The organism is Micromonospora sp. NBC_00362 (genome assembly GCF_026342155.1).
Classification (GTDB): Bacteria; Actinomycetota; Actinomycetes; order Mycobacteriales; family Micromonosporaceae; genus Micromonospora; species Micromonospora hortensis.
The window spans coordinates 6,438,880-6,459,894 of sequence record NZ_JAPENH010000001.1; the positions used below are offsets into that span (position 1 = coordinate 6,438,880).

Annotated in this window: 18 protein-coding genes and 1 pseudogene; all 19 read left to right on the forward strand. The window is 71.9% G+C overall.

What is annotated here, in order from left to right:
* Positions 1-90: 90 nt before the first annotated feature.
* Positions 91-1,128: pseudogene (rsmH, locus tag OG992_RS29795) on the forward strand (16S rRNA (cytosine(1402)-N(4))-methyltransferase RsmH); the annotation flags it as partial.
* A 63-nt stretch (positions 1,129-1,191) separates the two neighbouring features.
* Positions 1,192-1,797: a hypothetical protein gene (locus tag OG992_RS29800; RefSeq protein ID WP_210785713.1), complete on the forward strand. Its 606-nt coding sequence runs from the start codon at positions 1,192-1,194 to the stop codon at positions 1,795-1,797.
* Between the two features lie 3 nt (positions 1,798-1,800).
* Entirely contained in the window at positions 1,801-4,008 is a 2,208-nt protein-coding gene (locus OG992_RS29805) for a penicillin-binding transpeptidase domain-containing protein (RefSeq protein WP_266304884.1), read from the forward strand.
* A gap of 52 nt (positions 4,009-4,060) precedes the next feature.
* Positions 4,061-5,623: a UDP-N-acetylmuramoyl-L-alanyl-D-glutamate--2,6-diaminopimelate ligase gene (locus OG992_RS29810; RefSeq protein WP_238685991.1), complete on the forward strand. Its 1,563-nt coding sequence runs from the start codon at positions 4,061-4,063 to the stop codon at positions 5,621-5,623.
* Entirely contained in the window at positions 5,620-7,017 is a 1,398-nt protein-coding gene (gene murF / locus OG992_RS29815) for a UDP-N-acetylmuramoyl-tripeptide--D-alanyl-D-alanine ligase (RefSeq protein ID WP_238685992.1), read from the forward strand. The genes OG992_RS29810 and murF overlap by 4 nt, the downstream gene beginning before the upstream one ends.
* Complete coding sequence (mraY, locus tag OG992_RS29820) at positions 7,014-8,138, forward strand: phospho-N-acetylmuramoyl-pentapeptide-transferase (RefSeq protein WP_030334519.1); 1,125 nt, start codon at positions 7,014-7,016, stop codon at positions 8,136-8,138. The genes murF and mraY overlap by 4 nt, the downstream gene beginning before the upstream one ends.
* Before the next feature lie 408 nt (positions 8,139-8,546).
* Positions 8,547-10,001 carry an FtsW/RodA/SpoVE family cell cycle protein gene (locus OG992_RS29825; RefSeq protein WP_266305299.1) on the forward strand — a complete coding sequence of 485 codons (1,455 nt, stop codon included), beginning with the start codon at positions 8,547-8,549 and terminating at the stop codon, positions 9,999-10,001.
* Positions 10,001-11,107 (forward strand): undecaprenyldiphospho-muramoylpentapeptide beta-N-acetylglucosaminyltransferase, encoded by a 1,107-nt coding sequence (gene murG, locus OG992_RS29830; protein ID WP_266304885.1) that lies wholly within the window; start codon positions 10,001-10,003, stop codon positions 11,105-11,107. The genes OG992_RS29825 and murG overlap by 1 nt, the downstream gene beginning before the upstream one ends.
* Positions 11,104-12,669 (forward strand): UDP-N-acetylmuramate--L-alanine ligase, encoded by a 1,566-nt coding sequence (gene murC, locus OG992_RS29835; RefSeq protein WP_266304886.1) that lies wholly within the window; start codon positions 11,104-11,106, stop codon positions 12,667-12,669. Before murG ends, murC begins: the two co-directional genes overlap by 4 nt.
* Positions 12,666-13,484 (forward strand): cell division protein FtsQ/DivIB, encoded by an 819-nt coding sequence (locus OG992_RS29840; protein WP_266304887.1) that lies wholly within the window; start codon positions 12,666-12,668, stop codon positions 13,482-13,484. The genes murC and OG992_RS29840 overlap by 4 nt, the downstream gene beginning before the upstream one ends.
* A gap of 245 nt (positions 13,485-13,729) precedes the next feature.
* Positions 13,730-14,845 (forward strand): cell division protein FtsZ, encoded by a 1,116-nt coding sequence (gene ftsZ / locus OG992_RS29845; RefSeq protein ID WP_266304888.1) that lies wholly within the window; start codon positions 13,730-13,732, stop codon positions 14,843-14,845.
* A gap of 9 nt (positions 14,846-14,854) precedes the next feature.
* Positions 14,855-15,598 carry a YggS family pyridoxal phosphate-dependent enzyme gene (locus OG992_RS29850; protein ID WP_266304889.1) on the forward strand — a complete coding sequence of 248 codons (744 nt, stop codon included), beginning with the start codon at positions 14,855-14,857 and terminating at the stop codon, positions 15,596-15,598.
* A 192-nt stretch (positions 15,599-15,790) separates the two neighbouring features.
* On the forward strand, positions 15,791-16,483 hold the full coding sequence (locus OG992_RS29855) for a cell division protein SepF (protein WP_266304890.1): 693 nt from the start codon (positions 15,791-15,793) through the stop codon (positions 16,481-16,483).
* A 30-nt stretch (positions 16,484-16,513) separates the two neighbouring features.
* The gene (locus OG992_RS29860; protein WP_030334503.1) at positions 16,514-16,819 is read left to right on the forward strand and encodes a YggT family protein; all 306 of its coding nucleotides are present in this window, start codon (positions 16,514-16,516) and stop codon (positions 16,817-16,819) included.
* 44 nt (positions 16,820-16,863) lie between these two features.
* Positions 16,864-17,673 (forward strand): DivIVA domain-containing protein, encoded by an 810-nt coding sequence (locus OG992_RS29865; RefSeq protein WP_145795168.1) that lies wholly within the window; start codon positions 16,864-16,866, stop codon positions 17,671-17,673.
* Between the two features lie 116 nt (positions 17,674-17,789).
* On the forward strand, positions 17,790-18,488 hold the full coding sequence (locus OG992_RS29870; RefSeq protein ID WP_323181991.1) for a hypothetical protein: 699 nt from the start codon (positions 17,790-17,792) through the stop codon (positions 18,486-18,488).
* Positions 18,489-18,498: 10 nt separating this feature from the next.
* Positions 18,499-18,804, forward strand: a complete 306-nt coding sequence (locus tag OG992_RS29875; protein ID WP_238685999.1) for a DUF167 domain-containing protein — start codon at positions 18,499-18,501, stop codon at positions 18,802-18,804.
* A gap of 22 nt (positions 18,805-18,826) precedes the next feature.
* Entirely contained in the window at positions 18,827-20,326 is a 1,500-nt protein-coding gene (locus OG992_RS29880; protein ID WP_238686000.1) for a potassium/proton antiporter, read from the forward strand.
* Between the two features lie 225 nt (positions 20,327-20,551).
* Positions 20,552-20,971, forward strand: coding sequence for a TraR/DksA C4-type zinc finger protein (locus OG992_RS29885; RefSeq protein ID WP_124854350.1), 420 nt, complete (start codon positions 20,552-20,554; stop codon positions 20,969-20,971).
* Positions 20,972-21,015: the final 44 nt, after the last annotated feature.

Genomic DNA, 21,015 nt, shown 5'->3' on the forward strand with positions numbered 1-21,015 from the left:
GGAGCGGATGGGGATCTGGCGGTACGACGGCAGCGCCGTCCGACGACAGGCGCACGAGAAGAACGGACGTTTCAACCAGTGGGGGTCATCATGGGGGAGTTGCGCGGCACGCACGTGCCGGTGCTGCTCGAGCGGTGTCTCGAGCTGCTGGCCCCCGCGCTGGGTCGAGGCGGCCGGACGGTCTACGTCGACGCGACGCTCGGTCTCGCCGGGCACGCGGAGGCGGTGCTCGAGGCGCATCCGGAGACGGTCCTGATCGGGCTCGACCGGGACACCGAGGCGCTCGCTCACGCGCGGGTCCGGCTGGCGCGGTTCGCCGATCGGGTGCACCTGGAGCACGCCGTCTACGACGAGTTGCCGGACGTGCTCGACCGGCTGGGCTATCCGGCCATCGACGGCATCCTGTTCGACCTGGGTGTCTCGTCGTTGCAGTTGGACGCGCCCGACCGCGGGTTCGCGTACGCCCAGGACGCGCCGTTGGACATGCGGATGGACCAGACCCGGGGGGTGACCGCCGAAGAGGTGGTCAACACGTACGCCCATCCGGACCTGGCCCGGGTGCTGCGGGTCTACGGCGAGGAGAAGTTCGCCGGTCGGATCGCCTCGGCGATCATCCGGCAGCGGGAGCGGGCCCGGATCACCTCGTCCGCGTTGCTTGCGGAGCTGGTTCGGGACTCCATTCCGGCACCAGCCCGACGAACGGGTGGGCACCCGGCAAAGAGAACGTTTCAGGCTTTACGGATCGAGGTAAACAGAGAGCTGGCAGCGCTGGAGACAGCGTTGCCATCCGCACTCGACGCACTGACCGTGGGCGGTCGCATGGTGGTCCTGTCCTACCACTCGCTGGAGGACAGGCTCACCAAGGCGGCCCTCACGGACCGGGTCCGCAGTAAGGGCCCGATTGACCTCCCGGTCGAGCTTCCCGGGTCCGGTCCGACGTTCCGGCTGCTCAGCCGGGGCGCCGAACTGCCGGGGGAGGCGGAGGTCGCCGCGAACCCGCGGGCCGCCTCGGTGCGGCTGCGGGCCGCGGAGCGACTCGACCCGAACGCGACAGAGCAGGGGCGGACCGACCGCGAACGGTCTCGCCGACGGGTGAAGGGAATGCACCAACCGGGCACGGGGTCCGCCTGATCCGTGGGGGGTCAGGGGCACCGGGACGGCTAGAGGGACGGACGTTGAGGGGGAGGGGACATGAGCATTGACAAGCGCGACCGCCGGGACGTCACCGGCGGCGGGCAGCGCGCACCGCGGTCGGGGGGCCGGATCGCGGCGGAGCGGGCTCCGCGCCTCGGAAACGGTACGCCACGCATCGATCGAACGAATCGGCAGGGGGAGACTCGCGCCCGGGGGGCGCGCGAGTTCCCGACTCAGGGCACGGCCGCGCTGCGACCGGTCGAGAAGGCCGCCAGCGCGACCAGCGCCCGGCCGCCGCGGCTGCGGGTGGCGCCGCCACCGCCGATCTCGGTGCCGCGTGCGCCGTTCGCGGCGCTGATCGTGGTGCTGGTGGTCGGTGGGGTGCTGGGCATCCTGGCGGTCAACACCAAGATCAATGAGAACGCGTTCCGGCTGGAGCGGTTGCAGCAGCAGCAGGCTCGACTGGACCTGGAGAAGCAGCAACTGGACAAGCAGATCGCCGACGCCGAGGCACCGGGCAACCTGACCGCCAACGCGAAGCGGCTGGGCCTGGTCGACGCCGGCGAGCCGGGCTACATCCGGCTGCCGGACGGCAAGACCATCGGTGTGCCGCAGCCGGCGAACGGCCAGCCGTCGGTGACCAGCCAGGGTGCGGGAGGCTGACCGGTGCCACCAAGGTCGGACGAGCCGCGCCGGGACCCTACGGGGTCCCGGCGCGGTTCTGCACGTGATGCCGGGCCCGTCGACGGCGAGCCGCGCACCGGTGAGCCGGGCATCGGGGGCATCTCCGGCGCCCGGGCGTACACCCCGAGGGGTCGGACCGTCCGCGAGGAGCGCGGCACGCCGGCGCGCGGTCAGGGCGCCGAGCAGCGGCGTACGCCGCGCAGCACCCGGTCCGGTGACCCGTTCCGGCCGGCGTTGCAGGTGCTCGACGGCGGTCGGGCCGCCGCCCGGTCCGGCCGGCGCGACGCTCCGGCGGCCGGACGCGGTGGGGTGGTGCGCACCGTCGCGCCGCGAGCCCCCCGTGGCCCGGGTGGGGACGAGCCGCCGCCGCGCCGCCGGACCACGCCACGCGCGCCGCGGCGCACCGACCGACCGGCGGCCCGGCGGCCGTCGCGCAAGCCACGACGCCCGCCGAAGCTGGCCGACTCGCGGCTGCGGCTGCGGCTGGGCACCGTGCTCGCCCTGACGCTCTTCGCCACCATCGGGATCCGGCTGATCTTCCTCCAGGCGGTCGACGCTCCGGCGTACGCCGGGGGCGGCATCGTCGACCGGCTCCGCACTGTCGAGCTGCCGGCGCCGCGGGGCGGGATCTACGACAGCACCGGCGCGCCGCTGGCCCGCAGTGTCGAGGCGCGGTACGTGTACGCCGACCCGACCGAGGTGGAGGACTCCGCCGCCGTCGCCAAGGCGCTCTCGCCGCTGCTCGGCATCCCGGTGTCGAAGCTGATGGAGTTGATGAAGCCGCGCAAGCTCGAGAACGGCAAGTCGTCCACGTTCGCCTACCTGGCCCGGGGCGTGGAGATCCCGACCGCCAAGCGCGTGCAGGCGCTGGAGCTGCCCGGCATCGGGGTGCACCGTGACGAGCGTCGCGAGGTGCCCGGCGGTGACCTGGCGGCCAACCTGATCGGCTTCACCAGCCAGGACATGGACGGGTTGGAGGGGCTGGAGGCCCGCTACGACGACGTGCTCGCCGGCCAGGACGGCAAGCGCGTGTACGAGGCCGGCCTCGGCGACCTCGCCGCGCCCATCCCGGGTGGCTACAGCCGGACCACTCCCGCCAAGCCGGGTAGTTCGCTCGCCCTCACCCTCAACCGCGACCTGCAGTTCCGGACGCAGCAGATCCTCAGCGCGGGCATGGCCCAGGCGCCGGGCGGCACCGGCGCCGCCGTGGTCATGGAGATTCCCACCGGCGCGGTGCTGGCCCAGGCCAGCAACCCCACCTACGACGCGGCGAAGCCGACGCCCAGCGACCCGGTCGCCCGGGAGGACGCCGCGACCAGCTTCGTGGTCGACCCCGGCTCGGTGCACAAGGCGATCACCTACGGCGCGGCGTTGCAGGAGGGAGTGATCACGTCGGACACCACGTTGCCGATCGCCAACAGCATCAAGAAGGGCGACACCTGGTTCTCCGACACGCACCCCGCCAACGGCAAACGGATGAGCGTGCCGGGGATGCTCGCCTTCTCGTCGAACGTCGGCACGATCACCATCGCCGACGAGCTCGGTCCGGACCGGCTGATCGACTACCAGAAGCGGTTCGGGCTGGGAAAGCCCACCGGCGAGGGGATGCCCGGGGAGGCCAGCGGGCGACTGCTGCCGGCCGACGAGTGGAGCGAATCCTCGCAGGGGTCGGTGCCGATCGGGCACAGCGTCGACGCCACCCCGCTGCAGATGGCCGCCGCGTACGCCGCCATCGCCAACAACGGCACGTACGTGCAGCCGCACCTGGTCAAGGAGGTGATCGGCCCGGACGGCAAGCGCACCCCCGGGCCGGCCCCGGTGACCCGGTCGGTGCTCAGCCCGCAGAACGCCGCGGCCCTGCGCACCATGCTGGAGGCGGTCACCACCGTCGACCACGCCACCGGCGTCACCGCCGCTGTCCCCGGTTACCGGGTCGCCGGCAAGACCGGCACCGGGTGGCGACTGGTGAACGGCAAGAAGCAGCCCGGCGAGGTGTCCTCGTTCATCGGGATGGCCCCCGCTGAGAACCCCCGGTACGTGATCGCCGTCTTCGTCTACGCGCCCAACGGTGGGGGCGCGGCGATCGCCAATCCGGCGTTCCGCGACATGATGCAGTTCACTCTGCGTCACTACCGGGTGCCGCCGTCGACCGGCGGATCCGCGCCCAAGTTCGTGGTCTATCCGCGCTGAGCAGCAACGGCGGGACATCATCGGTGAGTGCCGACGAACCACCGGGGCGGCTGTGCGGCCGGAACCGGACGACCGGGTAGGGTCTGACGCCGTGCCCGGCAATCCACGTCCACGTACCGTGACCGGAGTCCGGCTCGGTGATCTCGCCGTCCGGCTCGCCGTCGACCTTCCGGCGGACGCCGCCGCGGTGGTCGTCTCCGGGGTCACCCACGCCAGCCAGGAGGTTCGCCCCGGCGACCTCTACGCGGCGCTGCCCGGTGCCCGTCGGCACGGTGCGGAGTTCGCCACCGGCGCCGTCGAGGCGGGTGCCGTGGCGCTGCTGACCGATCCGGCCGGCGCGGAGTTGGCGGCGGGAACCGGCCTGCCCACCCTGGTGGTGCCCGACCCGCGCGCCGTGCTCGGCGAGCTGGCCTCGGCCGTCTACGGCGACCCGACCGCCGATCTCACAGTGATCGGGGTGACCGGCACCGCGGGCAAGACGTCCACCGCGTACCTGATCGAGTCGGGGCTGCGGGCCGCCGGGCACACCACCGGGCTGGTCGGGACCGTGGAGACCCGGCTCGGTGATCTGGTGATCGACAGTGTCCGCACCACCCCCGAGGCGACCGACCTGCACGCCATGTTGGCCACCGCCCGCGAGCGGGGGGTCACCGCCGTGGTCATGGAGGTCTCCAGCCACGCGCTGGCCATGGGCCGGGTGGGCGGTGTGCGGTTCGCCGTCGGTGGTTACACCAACTTCGGCTCCGACCACCTGGACTTCCACGCCGACAGCGACGACTACTTCGCCGCGAAGGCCCAGCTCTTCGACGGGCGCTGCGCGGTCGAGGTGCTCAACCACGACGACCCGGCGTTGAAGCCGCTGCTCAAGCCGACCACTGTCACCTACTCGGCGGCCGGTGAGCAGGGCGCGACCTGGTGGGCCGACGGGGTGGGCGGCGAGGGGTACGCGCAGCGGTTCACCGCGCACGGCCCGAACGGCGTGGCAGTGTCCGCCGGTGTCGCGCTGCCCGGCCGGCACAACGTGGCCAACGCGCTGCTGGCCATCGCCGCACTCGTCGGGGCCGGGGTGGACCCGGTGACCGCGGCGACAGGTGTGGCCGCCTGCGGAGGCGTCCCGGGCCGGCTGGAGCTGGTCGACGTGGCCGCGCCGGTGCGCGGGGTGGTCGACTACGCCCACAAGTCTGACGCGATAGTGGCAGCGCTGGCCGCGCTGCGTGAGTTGAGTGCCGGCCGACTGATCTGTGTGATCGGCGCCGGTGGGGACCGGGACCGGGGCAAGCGGCCGGTGATGGGCGCCGCCGCGGCGGAGGGAGCCGACGTGGTGCTGGTGACCGACGACAACCCGCGCACCGAGGACCCGGGGGAGATCCGCGCCGAGGTGCTGGCCGGGGCGTACCGGGCCGGCACCGCCGCTCGGATCATCGAGGTGGCGGGCCGCCGTGCCGCGATCGACGAGGCGGTGCGGCTGGCCGAGCCGGGCGACGTGATCGCGCTGCTCGGCAAGGGCCATGAGCGCGGCCAGGAGGTGGCGGGCCAGGTGCTCCCGTTCGACGACAGCATCGAGTTGGCCGAGGCGCTGCGGGCCCGCTTCGGGGACCTGGCGGGTCAGCGGTGATCACGCTGAGCCTGGCCGAGGTGGCCGCGGCGGTCGACGGGCGGCTGGTGGCAGCCGACCCGGCCGCCACCGTCACCGGATCGGTGGAGTTCGACTCGCGCAAGGTGGGGCCCGGTTCGCTCTTCGTGGCCTTCCCGGGAGAGAAGGTCGACGGGCACGACTACGCGGCGACGGCGATCCAGGCCGGCGCGGTGGCGGTGCTCGGCAGCCGAGAGGTGCCCGGGGTGCCGATGGTGCTGGTCGACGACGCCCTGACGGCGATGGGCCGACTGGCCCGCGCGGCGGTGGACCGGCTGCCCGGGCTGACCGTGATCGGAGTGACCGGCTCGTCCGGCAAGACCACCACGAAGGACCTGATCGGTCAGCTCACCGCCCGACTCGGGGCCACCGTGGCGCCACCCGGCTCGTTCAACAACGAGCTGGGACACCCGTACACCGCCCTGCGGGCCGACCCGGACACCCGCTACCTGGTGATGGAGAAGGGCGCGCGCGGGGTCGGGCACGTGCGGTACCTGTGCGAGCTGGTGCCGCCCCGGATCTCCGTGGTGCTCAACGTCGGCACGTCGCACATCGGCGAGTTCGGCTCGCAGGACGCCATCGCCCTGGCCAAGGGCGAGCTGGTGGAGGCGCTGCCGCCGGACGGGCTGGCAGTGCTGAACGCCGACGACCCCCGGGTGGACGCGATGTCGAGCCGCACCCAGGCCCGGGTGGTCCGCTACGGCGAGGCGCCCGATGCCGACGTGCGCGCCGAGGACGTCACGCTCGACGAGCGGGGGCACCCGTCGTACACACTGGTCACCCCGGAGGGGCGCGCGCCGGTGCGGCTGCGGCTGGCCGGCCGCCACCAGGTCGGGAACACGCTCGCGGCGGCGGCGGTCGCCCGGGAGCTGGGCATGCCACTGACCGAGCTGGCCACGGCCCTCGGCGAGCTGGGGCTGGTCTCGACCCGACGGATGGACGTCTTCGACCGCCCCGACGGGGTGACAGTGATCGACGACTCGTACAACGCCAACCCGGCCTCGATGGCGGTCGCGGTGCGGGCGCTGGCCAGCATGGGTCAGGGGCGGCGTACCGTCGCGGTGCTTGGTTACATGGCCGAGCTGGGCCCGTTCGAGTACGACGGCCACGCCGAGGTCGGCCAACTCGCGGCCGAGCTGGGTGTCGACCGGCTGCTCGTGGTGGGTGAGCCGGCCGCGCCGATCCACGAAGGCGCGACAGCTGTAGCAAACTGGGGAGGAGAGTCGGTGCTGCTCACCGATCAGGCGGCGGCCGTCGAGGTGCTGCGGAGCGAACTACGACCGGGTGATGTCGTCCTGGTCAAGGGCTCCCGGTACCGCACCTGGGAGGTGGCCGACGCCCTGCGCGCCGACGCCGGTGGGGAGCCGACCCGATGAGGGCGGTCATCGTCGCCATCGGGGTGGCCTTCCTCGTCTCGCTCTTCTGCACCCCGATCGCGATCAAGGTGTTCACCCGGCTCAAGGCCGGTCAGCCGATCCGGTCCGACGGCCCCGCCATGCACCAGGGCAAGAAGGGCACGCCCACGATGGGTGGCGTGGTCTTCATCCTGGCCACTGTGATCGCGTACGTGGCCGGGCACCTTGCCCTGACCACCCTGCCGGACCAGCAGATCGCCCAGGTGGAGCCGACCATCACGGCGCTGGTGCTGCTGGGGCTGATGGTCTTCTCCGGCGCTGTGGGTTTCCTCGACGACTTCCTCAAGGTGCGCAAGCGCAACAGCGCCGGGCTGAACAAGCGCGGCAAGTTGCTCGGCCAGATCCTGGTCGGTGCGGTCTTCGGGGTGATCGCGCTGTGGTTCCCGAGCACGATGACAAACGGTTCGGGCCTGGCGACCAACACCGAGACGGTGGGCAGCACCACGCTGAGCTTCATCCGGGACATCGACTTCCTGGAGGTCAGCAAGGTCGGCGCGGTGATCATCTTCATCTTCGTGGTGATGGCCGCGACGAACGGCGTCAACCTCACCGACGGCCTGGACGGTCTGGCCACCGGCGCGTCGGTCATGGTGCTCGCCGCGTACGCGCTGATCGCGTTCTGGCAGTACCGGCACTGGTGTGCCGACCCGAACTACACCCAGCCGTACTGCTACGAGGTTCGCGACCCGCTGGAGATCGCGCTGATCGCCGGGGCGGCGGCGGGGGCCTGTGTGGGCTTCCTCTGGTGGAACACCTCCCCGGCGCGGATCTTCATGGGCGACACCGGGGCGCTGGGGCTGGGCGGTCTGATCGCCGGCATGGCGATGTCCACCCGCACCATCCTGTTGCTGCCGATCATCGGTGGGCTCTTCGTGATCATCACGATGTCCGTGGTGATCCAGATCATCTCCTTCAAGACCACCGGTAAACGGGTGTTCCGAATGTCTCCGCTCCAGCACCACTTCGAGCTGGCCGGCTGGAGCGAGGTCAACATCGTGGTGCGCTTCTGGATCATCGCTGGCATCGGCGTCGCCATCGCCCTGGGCCTGTTCTACAGCGAGTTCCTCGCCAACATGACCTGATCCGCAGGGCCTGCCCGCCCCGCGCCCACCCCCTCATCCGTCGATCTTGCACTTTCGGATGGCGAAACGTCCCTTTGTGGGTGTTTTGCCGGCACGGAAAGTGCAAGATCGACGCGGGAAGACGGCGTGGGGCGGCGTGGGGGCGGCGGGAGGGCGGCGCGGGGACGGGTTCGACACGCCCGGTGGGGCGTTGTGGGGCGGTGGGGCGTGTTCAACGGTGATGATGTCGGGGTGGGGGAGGACATCGGCACTGAGGGCAGGACAGGCGGGCGGGCGCGTCGGTCGCCGGGCGCGTCGGGACGTACACCGTTGGCCACCGGGGCGCGCGGCCCGGAACCCGGCGCGGCGGCCCGCGAATCCGGGCCGGGGGCGCGGGAGCCCGGGCCGGCGGGACGCGAGCCGGAGGCCGTGGCGTCGACCCCGTTGCGCGGCATCGACGCGGCCGGAGGGCTCGCCGCGCTGCGCGGCCTGCTGGACCGGCCGCTGACCTCGTACTTCCTGCTGCTGTCCTGCGCCGGCCTGCTGCTGCTGATCGGGCTGACCATGGTCTTCTCGGCGACCAGCGTGAAGGACTACGCCGAGGACGGCAACGCCTCGGCCTCGGTGACCAAGCAGGCCATCTTCGCGGTGATCGGCATCGGCGCGTTCTGGGTCTGCCAGCGCCTGCCGGCCAGCACCTACCGATCGCTGGGCCGGCCGCTGCTGTTCACCTCGGTCGCCCTGCTGGTGGTGCTCAACCTGCTGGTCGCCTACGCCAGGCTGACCCATCAGGACTCAGGGCGGATCGGGCCGGTCGAGGCGCGGCTGAACTGGCTGTTCGTCGGCGGGATCCAGCTTCAGCCATCCGAGCTGGCCAAGTTCGCGATGGTGCTCTGGGGTGCCCACCTGGTCGCCCGTAAGGGTGCCGCGCTGGGTTGGTGGCGCGAACTGGCCACCCCGCTCTTCCCGGTGGTCGGCCTGCTCTTCGTCCTGGTCGGTTACAACGACACCGGCACGATGCTCTGTCTGCTGGCCCTGGTCGTGGGCCTGCTCTGGGCCGCCGGGGTGCGGATGCGGGTCTTCGGCGCCCTCGCCACGGCCGGTCTGATCGGGATCGGCCTGCTCGTCGCTGTGGCCTCGCTGGGCGCCGGCTCCGGCGAGCGCGGCGCTGACAACTACCGCCTCGCCCGGCTGGACATGTTCTTCAACCCACCAGACCCGGAGACCTGCAAACTCAACGACTGCCTCCAGTTCTACCAGGGACGGCTGGCCATCGAGCACGGCGGCTGGTTCGGTGTCGGGCTCGGCAAGGGCAGCCTGAAGTGGGACTGGCTCCCCGAGGCGCACAACGACTTCATCTTCGCGATCATCGCCGAGGAGTTGGGCGTGATCGGGTGCGTCGTGGTGCTCAGCCTGTTCGCGGTCATCGCGTACACCGGGTTCCGGATCGCCCGGCGGGTCGACGACCCGTTCCGCCGGCTCGCCGCGACCGCCGTGACCACCTGGCTGGTCAGCCAAGCCGTGATCAACATCGGTGGGGTGGTCGGGCTGCTGCCGATCACCGGTCTGCCGCTGCCGTTCATCTCCGACGGCGGAAGTGCCCTGGTGGTGACGTTGGCCGGCATCGGCATGCTGGCGTCCTTCGCCCGCGCCGAACCCGATGCGGCCAGAGCACTGCATGCCCGTCCGCCGGCCCGGTGGGTCCGACTACTCTGGGCCCCGTTGCCGCCGCTTCCCGGCCGGCGTCGCCGACCGGCGACGCCACCCGCTGGCCGAGGGTCCGTGCCCCGGTCCCGCGAGCGGCGCCATGACGATCAGGCCGCGCCGCGCGAGGTCCGACAGGACCGCAGCCGCAAGGGTACGGCGAGCGAGAGGAGACGCTGATGGGTCCGCTGCGTTCGGTGGTGCTCGCGGGAGGTGGCACCGGGGGGCACGTCTACCCGCTGCTCGCCTTCGCCGACTGCCTGCGCCGACACGACCCGGGCGTCCGGATCACCTGCCTCGGCACACCCCGGGGCATGGAGAACGACCTGATCCCGCCGCAGGGCTACGACCTGCGGCAGATCCCGGCGTACCAGCTGCCCCGCTCGGTCAACATGAACCTGGTCCGCACCCCGGGCCGGATGTGGACCGCGGCGCGCGCCGCGGGCAAGGTGATCGACGAGGTGCGCGCCGACGTGGTCGTCGGCTTCGGCGGGTACGTCTCGGTGCCGGCCTACCTGGCCGCGTGGCGTCGTGAGCTGCCCATGGTGATCCACGAGGTGAACGTGCCGCCAGGCGTTGCCAACAAGCTGGGCATGAAGTTCACCAAGAACGTGGCCGTCGGCTTCCCCAACCAGCCGAGCCAGGCCGAGTCGCTGCGGGACGCCACAGTCGTCGGTGTGCCGCTGCGCCGCAGCATCGCCGGTCTGGACCGGTACGCGCTGCGCAACGCCGCCCGCGCCCACTTCGGGCTTCGCCCGGACCTGCCGGTGCTCTTCGTGTCCGGCGGCTCGTCCGGCGCCCGTTCGATCAACCTGGCGGTCTCCGGGGCGGCCAAGGAGTTGGCCCGCAACGGCGTGCAGGTGCTGCACGTGATGGGTGCCCGCAACGAGCCGGTGCCGATCCCCACCGACCTGCCGGTGCCGTACGTGACGCTGCCGTACCTGTCCGAGATGGAGCTGGGCTACGCCGCCGCCGACCTGATGCTGGCCCGGGGCGGGGCGATGACCGTCGCCGAGGTGTCCGCGATCGGGCTGCCCACGATCTACGTGCCGTACCCGCACAGCAACCAGGAGCAGCGGCGCAACGCGCTGCCGGTGGTGGAGGCCGGCGGTGGTCTGTTGGTCGACGACGCGGAGCTCACCCCGGACTGGCTGGAGCGCACGGTCATCCCCCTCATCCGCGACCCACAGCGGCTCTACAACATGGGTGCCGCCGCCGGGTCGTACGGCCGGCGCGACGGCGACGAGGCGCTGCGGTCCTTCGTGCTGGCGGCGGTGGCCCGATGACCGCGCAGTTCACCCCGGCCGGCACGCTCACCGCCGAGGACCTGGGCGCCGTCCACCTGATCGGAGTGGGTGGGGTGGGCATGCTCGGCGTGGCCCGGCTGCTGCTCACCCGCGGCATCCGGGTCTCCGGCAGTGACCTGCGGGAGTGGCCCTCGCTGGCCGGCCTGCGGGCGCTCGGCGGCACCATCCACCTCAGCCACGAGGTGACCAACCTGGACGGCGTCGACACCGTCGTCTACTCGTCGGCCATCCCCCAGGACCACCTGGAGCTGGTCGAGGCGCGTCGGCGCGGCCTGCGGGTGCTGCACCGCTCGGAGGCGCTCGCCGCGGCGATGACCGGCCGTCGGGCGGTGGCCGTCGCCGGCACGCACGGCAAGACCACCACCACGTCGATGGTGACGATGGTGCTCCAGCAGGCAGGTGTGGACCCGTCCTTCGTGATCGGTGGGGAGATCTCCGAGGTCGGCTCGGGCGCCCACCACGGCACCGGCGAGCATTTCGTGGTCGAGGCGGACGAGAGCGACCGCTCGTTCCTCATCTACCGCCCGTACGTCTCGATCATCACGAACGTCGAGGCGGACCACCTGAACACCTACGGCGACTACGCGACGCTGGAGGCGGCGTTCGTGGAGTTCGCCCGCCTCACCGACCCGGACGGGTTCATCATCACCTGCGCCGACGACCCGGGCGGTCGACGGTTGGCCGAGAGTCTGCGGTCCGAGGGGCGACGGGTGTTCACCTACGGCGAGGCTGCCGACGCCGACCTGCGGTTGACCGAGATGGTGTCCTCCGCGCGCGGGGTGCGCTACCTGGCCGCTATCGACGGCCGGTCGCTGGGCGAGTTCCGGCTGCCGGTGCCGGGACGGCACATGGGGCTGAACAGCGCCGCCGCGGTGCTGGCCGCGTACCTGCTGGAACTGCCGCTGGAGGCGGCGGAGGCCGCGCTGGCGGTCTTCCCCGGGGTGCGACGGCGCTTCGAGCGCAAGGGTGTCGCGGACGGCGTGCTGGTCTACGACGAGTACGCCTACCACCCGACCTCGATGACCCTGGCGAACCAGACGTTGCGCGAGGTCGCCGGGGACGGCCGGCTGATCGTTGTCTTCCAGCCGTACCGGCTGTACCGCACCCGCGACAACCAGGCGGAGATCGCCGAGGCGCTGGCCATCGCCGACGAGGTGGTGCTCCTGGAGGTCTTCGGGCCGGGTGAGTTGCGTCAGCCCGGCGAGGGCTCGGCGGCGCTGATCGCGGCGGTGGATCTGCCCGCCGACCGCAAGGTCTTCGTGGAGTCGTGGGAGCAGGCGCCGGTCGAGGTGGCCCGTCGCGCCCGCTCCGGGGACGTGGTGGTCACCATGGGCGCCCCGCCGATCTCGCTGATGGGCGACGAGCTGCTGGCCGCCCTGGGTGAGCGTTCGGCCGGCTCGACACCGACCGCGACCGTCGACCCGGTGGCCACCACCCCGGCGATCGGTGATCCGGTGCCGGGTGGGGCGACGGCCGGCGGCGACGGCGCGGCTCTCGGTGGCACCGCCGTGCCCGGCGGCTCGGCGCCCGCGGCCGGATGAGTCCCGGTCCGGCTCGAGGGCGGACCAGCGCCGCCGACGGTGGCGCCCCGCGCCGCGGTCCGGCCCGGCGGTGGCAGTTGGTCCGGGCGGGCCGCGACGCGGTACCGCCCTCGACCCGCCGGTTCATGGCTCGTGCCCGGCAGCGTCGCATGCGTGCGGCGCTGCCGTGGGCGGTGGCCGCCGGGGTGCTCGCCCTGGCCGGGCTGGTCGCGTGGACGGTGCTCGGCACTGGGCTGTTCGGTGTGCGGGAGGTGCGCGTGGAGGGTGCCGACCTGGTCACTCCGGTGCAGGTGCACGACGCGGTCGGGGTGCCGGACGGTGTGCCGCTGGCCCGGGTGGACCTGGCCGCCGTCGCCCGTCGGGTCGGCGCGCTGCCGGCGGTGGAACGGGCCACCGTCTCCCGGGACTGGCCCGGCGCGCTGGTGGTGCGGGTGACCGAGCGGACCGCTGTGGCGATGGTGCCGCAGGGCGAGGTGTTCGCCCTGATCGACCGGAGCGGAGTGGCGTTTCGGACGGTGGAGCGACGCCCCGCCGACCTGCCACAGGTGACTGTGGCCCGACCGGCCGCCGACGACCCGGGCACCCGGGCCGCGCTGGAGGTGCTCGTCGCGCTGACGCCGCAGCTACGCGCGGAGCTGGTGGACGTGAACGTGGCGGGTCTGGCCCGGATCAGTCTGCGGTTGCGAGGCGACCGGACGGTGGTCTGGGGCGACGCCACCCGGGGTACGGACAAGGCTCGGGTGGCCACCGCGCTGCTCGACGAGGACACCGACCGCATCGACGTGAGCGCGCCGGATGTGGTGACCTTTCGTTGACCGGTGAGCGTGCGCGGACGTGACCCGTGGCGCTCCGCGCGGCGACACGCCGTCCGGGTCCTTGGCTCATCGCGTAGTGGCGCTTACGTTGCCTCGAAGAGCTTCAGTGGTTGACATAACTGTAAGCCTCTAGTAGAGGGTTAGGGTTTACCCCTGATCCTCGTTGGTGACAGCTGTCGTCGGCCGCTGGTCTGGCCACGCCGTAACCGGTCGGCCGAAGCCAATCTCGAAGGAAAGGACCGGAGATGACACCTCCGCACAACTACCTGGCGGTCATCAAGGTCGTCGGCATCGGGGGTGGCGGCGTCAACGCCGTCAACCGGATGATCGAGGTTGGGCTCAAGGGCGTCGAGTTCATCGCGATCAACACCGATGCGCAGGCGCTGCTGATGAGCGACGCCGACGTCAAGCTCGACGTCGGTCGGGAGCTGACCCGTGGCCTGGGGGCCGGTGCCAACCCGGACGTCGGGAAGAACGCCGCCGAGGACCACCGCGACGAGATCGAAGAGGTGCTCAAGGGCGCCGACATGGTCTTCGTGACCTGCGGCGAGGGCGGCGGCACCGGCACCGGCGGCGCGCCGGTGGTGGCCAACATCGCCCGCAAGCTCGGCGCGCTGACCATCGGCGTGGTGACCCGGCCGTTCTCCTTCGAGGGCAAGCGTCGCCAGGTGCAGGCCGAGACGGGGATAGACGAACTCCGCAACCAGTGCGACACGCTGATCGTCATCCCGAACGACCGGCTGCTGGCCCTGGGCGACCGCAACATCAGCATGATGGACGCGTTCCGCACCGCCGACCAGGTGCTGCTCTCGGGTGTGCAGGGCATCACCGACCTGATCACCACCCCGGGTCTGATCAACCTGGACTTCGCCGACGTCAAGAGCGTGATGAGCGGCGCCGGCAGCGCGTTGATGGGCATCGGCAGCGCCCGCGGCGAGAACCGCGCGGTCGAGGCGGCCGAGGCGGCCATCTCCAGCCCGCTTCTGGAGCAGAGCATGGACGGCGCGCGGGGCGTGCTGCTGTCCATCGCTGGCGGCTCCGACCTGGGCCTGTTTGAGATCAATGACGCCGCCCAGCTGGTCACCGACGCGGCCCACCCGGACGCCAACATCATCTTCGGCGCGGTCATCGACGACGCGCTCGGTGACGAGGTGCGGGTGACCGTCATCGCGGCGGGCTTCGACGGCGGCACGCCCGCGTACAAGGCGGCCGAGCCGACCCGCAAGTCCAACACCAACCAGCCGGCACCGCAGAGCAGCCCGGCGCCGACGCCGGCCACCAACCCGACTCCGGCCCAGTCGCCGCGTCGCGTGCTCTTCGATGACGTGGACGTTCCCGACTTCCTCAAGAACGGGTCCTGAGCACCGCCGATGACCGACAGCTCAGCCACGGTACGTCCAGATCGGCACGCCGAACTCGCCGCCGGTCTGGCTCAGGTTCGGTCCCGGGTCGATGACGCCTGCGCGCAGGCCGGCCGGGACCGTGCCGAGGTAACCATGATCGCGGTGACGAAGACCTACCCGGCCAGCGACGTGTTGGCGCTGGCTGGGCTCGGGGTGACCGACATGGGGGAGAACCGCGACCAGGAGGCAGCCGGCAAGGCCGCCGAGGTGGCTGCCGCCGGGGTGCGTCCCCGCTGGCACTTCATCGGCCAGTTGCAGCGCAACAAGGCCCGCTCGGTGGTCCGCTACGCCGACGTGGTGCACTCCGTCGACAGTGTCCGGCTGGCCCGGGCGTTGGCCACCGCGACCGCCGACCGGCAGGAGCCGCTCGACGCTCTGGTCCAGGTGAGCATCGACGGCGACGCGGCCCGGGGCGGAGCCCTGCCCGGCTCGGCGGATCCGGCCGCCGGCCTGGAGCCGGTGGCCGAGGCGGTGGCCGACGCGCCGGGGTTGCGTCTGGTCGGTCTCATGGCGGTCGCTCCGCTGGGCTGGGAGCCGGAGCGGGCGTTCGCCCGGCTCGCGGAGGTCGCCGACGCGTTTCGGGCCGTCCATCCGGGAGCCACCGCGCTGTCCGCCGGTATGAGCGGAGATTTCGACATCGCGATCCGTTACGGCGCGACACATGTCCGCGTCGGTAGCGCGTTGCTCGGAATGCGTCCCACGCTGCGGTAGCCTGACCGCGAGACAAGCAAATTACATCAGTGTTGTTTCAGGGGCGGGCGTCTCCTAGTCGGGGGTAGTGGCGCGCGACGCGAATCGCGCGCCTGGGGGATTGCCGTTCCGGTCCGATGGGCATGGTTGTCCACTCGCGACGGGCGACATGGCACGGGGGCGCGTGCCGCACGGCGGACGGAAGGGCGCGGGATGGGTGCACTGCGCAAGGCGGGGGTCTGGCTCGGTCTGGTCGAAGAAGACGACGAGCGGGCCTACGACGACGGTGGCTACGACAAGGGTGGCTACCGCGACTCGCGTTACCGGCAGAGCCGGTACGCCGAGGAGTTCGCCGACGACGACGAGGATGACGCCGAGGAGCCGCCGGCTCCCCGGCCGCGCGACAGTGGGCGGGGTCGACTCTCCGAGCGGTCGAGCGGGCGGTTGAGCGAGTCCGAGCGCGGGGACGGCGAGCGGCCGGAGCGGATCGAGCGGTCCAGCGTCCGGTCGATCACCCGGTCGTCGGCGGGCGACACCTCCGGTGCGCTGACCTACCACACTCGGGACAACCTGGCCCTCGCGCCGCAGGTCACGTCGCGTGAGCGGGCCCTGCCCGAGGAGGAGCAGCGTTACCAGATCACCACGCTGCACCCCACCACCTACCGGGAGGCGCGCACGATCGGCGAGCACTTCCGCGACGGCGTCCCGGTGATCATCAATCTCACCGAGATGGATGAGGCCGATGCCCGCCGTCTGGTGGACTTCGCCGCCGGACTGGCGTTCGGCCTGCGCGGTACGATCGAGCGCGTGACCAATCGGGTGTTCCTGCTCTCACCGGCTAACGTCCAGGTCACCGCAGAGGACAAAGCCAAGATCGCTGAGGGCGGCTTTTTCAGTCTGAGTTGATCCCGCCCGACCCGAGGGACGTCGCTGACCGTGTTGTCGATCTTACTGCAAGTGCTGTATCTGATCCTTTATGTCTTCCTGCTCCTTCTTCTGTCCCGGTTCGTGTTGAGCGCCGTCCTGCAGTACGGCCGTCGCTGGCAACCGGGGCGTGGAGCATCGGCAGGATTGGAATCCGTGTGGAGCGTCACTGATCCCCCTCTCAACGCGTTGAGGCGTGTGATCCCTCCGCTGCGAATTGGTACCGTGAGCATCGACCTGGCCTCCCTTGTGCTCCTGGTTATCCTGTTCGTGCTGATGGAGTTCGTGTTAGGGCCGTCGATCAGGGCATCTGCCTGATGACCGACGCGCTTTCGCGGCCGCAACTGACCCGAGGAGTTTCGATGCCGCTGACCCCGGCCGACGTCCACAACGTCGCCTTCAAAAAGCCGCCGATCGGCAAACGGGGGTATGACGAGGAGGAGGTCGACGCCTTCCTCGATGAGGTCGAGCGCGAGCTCGCCCGTCTCATCGAGGAAAACAACGAGCTGCGCGCCCAGGTGGAGCGCGGCGGCCGTGGCGGTGCCCCCGCCGGCCCCGGCGGCGACGCCCGACTGGCGGCGGAGCTCAACGATGTCAAGGCCCAACTGGACCGGGTGCAGCGCGACAAGTCGGCGGCCGAGCAGGCTGCCCGCGCGATGCAGGCCGAGCTGGAGCAGGTCCGCGCGACCGGCGGCCCGGCCGGCGGCGTCACCGGTGACGGTGAGCAGCAGGCCCTGCGCGTGCTGATGATGGCCCAGCGCACCGCCGACGACCACGTGTCCGACGCTCGCCGCGAGGCCGACTCGCTGTTGTCCGAGGCTCGCAGCAAGGCCGAGGAGGTGACCCGGGAGGCGCGCGCCAAGGCTGACGCCCTTGAGCGGGACGCCCGCCAGCGGCACCAGGAGGCCATGGGCGGCCTGGACGCCAAGCGCACGGCTCTGCAGAAGCACATCGAGGAGCTCAAGCAGTTCGAGCGCGAGTACCGCACCCGGCTCAAGGCGTACCTGGAGAGCCAGCTGCGTGACCTCGACGGTCGTGGCCAGGGCCTCGAGGCCGAGATGACCCGCTCCGAAGCCGGCCGGGTCGCTGGCGGCAACGGGCTGGCCGCAGCAGGTCTCGCTGGTTCGTACGGCGGCGGCGGGCGTTCCGGCGCCCTCGAAGCCGGACGCTGAGCACCGGCCGGCGATCGCTGTCCGCCAATGGTGACGGTCGCCGGCCCGGCCTGGACGGTTCGACGCGGCGGGGGTGAGCCGTGATAGTCGCAAGTCTCCTACTCATCCTCGTCGCGGTGGTGCTACTGGTGCTCGGCCTGGCCGGTGGTTCCAGCTTCTTGTTGGTCATCTCCATCGCGGCCAGTCTGCTGGCCGCCGTGGCGTTGGTGGTGGGCGCCCGCCAGGCAGCCGCCAACCGCGCCATGGCGGATCCCGGCCGGACCGACCGACGGCACCCCGACGCACCCCACACGGCCAGCCAGGCCACACCGGGTGTCGCGTACGGGCCGCCGCTGGTCGAGCCGGAGGTGCCGGTCCAGCACGTGCCCACGACGTTTGGTACCGGCGGCACCGGGTGGCGGCAACCACCCGAGCCGCCGGTCGACCATGCGCCGCCGGTCGACCATGCGACGCCGGTCGACCATGCGACGCCGTTGGTGAGTGCGGCGGACGAGGCACCCGCGCGGGCCCGGCCGGTCAGCCCGGCGTCGCCGTTCGCGGCGTCGACCGACGACGTGTTCGACCCGGCGGTCGCGGCGGTCGACGAGCCGGCCGCCCAGCAGCTCACGGCCGCCGAGGCGGCCCGGGTGGCCCGACTGCTCGACGCCGTCGAGGTCGTCGACGGCCGCCCCCGTTACCACCTGGACGGCTGTCCCCACCTGATCGGCTGGCAGCCCGAGACGTTGCCGGTCGCCGAGGCCGTGGAACTCGGCTTCACCCCGTGCGCGCACTGCGCGCCGGCGACCGCTCTCCTCGCCGACGCCCGGCCGATCTGAAGCGTTGCCGGTGCCCGCGCAGGACACGCTCACCGTGGCGGTACGGGTGAAGCCCGGCGCCTCCCGCGACCGGGTGGGTGGCCGGTTCGACGGCCCGCACGGGCCCGCCCTCGTGATCGCGGTCCACGACCCGGCCGTCGACGGTCGGGCAACCGAGGCCGCCCGCCGGGCGTTGGCCGGCGCGTTGGGCGTCCGACCGGCAGCGGTGTCACTGCGTGCCGGCGCGGCCAGCCGGGACAAGCTCTTCCTCGTCGATCGGCCCAGCCCGGAGTTGCCCGAGGTGCTGCGCCGCCTGCGCGACGGATCCGCCGAGTGAGGACAGCCCAGGCAAGGCAGCCGTGACGCCCGGGTTGGACATCGCGCTGCTGCTCGGTGCGGCAGTGCTGCTGGTAGCTGTCGGTGCTGTGCGACTCTCCACCCGGCTCGGTGTGCCCAGCCTCCTGGTCTACCTGGCCCTGGGCGTGGCGATCGGCGAGGGCGGGCTGGGCATCCGTTTCGACGACGTCGAGCTGACCCGGACTCTCGGCTTCTGCGCGCTGATCGTGATCATCGCGGAGGGCGGCCTCACCGCCCGGTGGACCACGCTGCGCCCGGTGCTCGGGCTGGCCTCCGCGCTCTCCACTGTCGGCGTGATCGTCAGCATCGTGGTGGTCGGCGTGGCCGTGCACCTGCTGCTGGGGCTGGACTGGCGGTTGGCGCTGCTCTACGGCGCGGTGCTCTCGTCCACCGACGCGGCGGCCGTCTTCGCCACCCTGCGCCGGCTGCGGTTGCCGCCCCGGCTGGTGGCAACCCTGGAGGCCGAGTCGGGGATGAACGACGCCCCGGTGGTGCTGCTGGTGGTGCTGCTGTCCCACAAGGGTTTCGCGCACCCGTGGTGGTACGAGGCCGCGCTGGTCTGTTACGAGCTGGGCGTCGGCGTGGCGGTGGGCGTCGCCGCTGGTGTCGCCGGCACCTGGGCGCTGCGTCGGGCGGCGCTGCCCTCGGCCGGGCTCTACCCGATCGCCGCGGTGGGCATCACCGTGCTGGCGTACGCGGCGGGGGCCGTTCTGCACGCCTCGGGCTTCCTCGCCGTCTATGTGGCCGGGGTGCTGCTCGGCAATGCCCGCCTGTCGCACCGGCAGGCGATCCTCGGTTTCGCGGACGGGCTGGCCTGGCTAGCCCAGATCGGATTGTTCGTGCTGCTCGGGTTGCTGGCCTCGCCGGGCCGGCTGGACGCGGCGGTGCTGCCCGCTGTGGTCGCGGGGCTGGCTCTGGTGCTCCTGGCCCGGCCGTTGTCGGTGGCCGTGTCGGCCTTGCCGTTCCGGGTCGGCCTACGAGAACAGGCGTTCCTGTCCTGGGCCGGGCTGCGCGGGGCGGTGCCGATCGTGCTGGCCACCATTCCGCTGTCCGAACGGGTGCCCGGCGCGGAGCGGCTCTTCGATGTGGTCTTCGTGCTGGTGGTGATCTTCACGCTGGTGCAGACCGGGACGCTGGGGCCGTTCGCCCGCCGGTTGCGGGTGACAGCGCCGGCCGAGGCCGCCGAGATCCACGTGGAGACCGCGCCGCTGGAGCGAATGCGGGCGGACCTGCTCCAGGTGGAGGTGCCAACGGGCTCGCGGCTGGCCGGCGTGCACGTCGACGAGCTGCGCCTTCCGCTGGGCGCGTCGGTGACCCTGGTGCTGCGCGACGGCGTGGGCTTCGTGCCCGCGCCGGACACCCGGTTGAAGACCGGCGACAGTCTGCTGATCGTGGCGACCGCCGGGGTGCGGGACGCGGCGGAACGGCGGTTGCGGGCGGTCAGTCGGCGGGGTCGTCTGGCCCGATGGTTTGGTGAGTACGGGGATGAGGTGCCCAACTGATCTGCTAGCGTTCCCTTTGCCCCAGTTAGGCAGGGCTAGGGGCTGTTAGACGGAGCGACGGTGCGGCACGTTGTCGGACGCCTGTACGTTCCGTATTCTTGCCAATCTCCGGAGTGCGCGGCCATCGTCGCCGTGCGCCCCTTTTCGTACATAGGGGACGCCTTGGTCGGCGCCCCCTGACCAGGCGCCGCGGACCGCGCGGCTCCCCGGCCGAGGGAGCGACCCATGGCGAAGCCATCCGACACCAGGACCGCCGGGCGCAAGCCGGCAGCGAAGGCCACCCGCAGCACCGCGGAGACCGAGAAGATCCGGGCGGCGCTGGCGGCGCGGCGGGACGAGCTTCGCGCCGAGTACGATCAGACGCTGAGTGAGATCACCGAGCTGCAGCGCGATCGGCTGACCGACTCGGCCGGGGACGACCAGGCCGATACGGGCACCAAGACGCTCGAGCGGGAGCAGGAGATCTCTCTCGCCAACAGCATTCTGGAACGGATCACGCAGGTGGAGCGCGCGCTGGAGCGCCTCGACGAGGGTGGTTACGGCTGGTGCGAGCGGTGCGGCAACCCGATCCCGGTCGAGCGCCTCGCCGCCTTCCCGTCGGCCACCCTGTGTGTGACGTGCAAGCAGCTGGAGGAGCGGCGCTGAGGTCCGTTCCCCGGCGGCGATGAGACGGTGAGCGATCACCGCCA

What these genes read in the sequence shown, in the direction of transcription:
- mraY (WP_030334519.1), top strand. Translation starts at nt 7,014, where the DNA reads ATGAGGGCGGTCATCGTCGCCATCGGGGTGGCCTTCCTCGTCTCGCTC.
- murC (WP_266304886.1), top strand. Translation starts at nt 11,104, where the DNA reads ATGACCGCGCAGTTCACCCCGGCCGGCACGCTCACCGCCGAGGACCTG.
- OG992_RS29850 (WP_266304889.1), top strand. Translation starts at nt 14,855, where the DNA reads ATGACCGACAGCTCAGCCACGGTACGTCCAGATCGGCACGCCGAACTC.
- OG992_RS29855 (WP_266304890.1), top strand. Translation starts at nt 15,791, where the DNA reads ATGGGTGCACTGCGCAAGGCGGGGGTCTGGCTCGGTCTGGTCGAAGAA.
- OG992_RS29840 (WP_266304887.1), top strand. Translation starts at nt 12,666, where the DNA reads ATGAGTCCCGGTCCGGCTCGAGGGCGGACCAGCGCCGCCGACGGTGGC.
- OG992_RS29800 (WP_210785713.1), top strand. Translation starts at nt 1,192, where the DNA reads ATGAGCATTGACAAGCGCGACCGCCGGGACGTCACCGGCGGCGGGCAG.
- OG992_RS29865 (WP_145795168.1), top strand. Translation starts at nt 16,864, where the DNA reads ATGCCGCTGACCCCGGCCGACGTCCACAACGTCGCCTTCAAAAAGCCG.
- OG992_RS29885 (WP_124854350.1), top strand. Translation starts at nt 20,552, where the DNA reads ATGGCGAAGCCATCCGACACCAGGACCGCCGGGCGCAAGCCGGCAGCG.
- murG (WP_266304885.1), top strand. Translation starts at nt 10,001, where the DNA reads ATGGGTCCGCTGCGTTCGGTGGTGCTCGCGGGAGGTGGCACCGGGGGG.
- ftsZ (WP_266304888.1), top strand. Translation starts at nt 13,730, where the DNA reads ATGACACCTCCGCACAACTACCTGGCGGTCATCAAGGTCGTCGGCATC.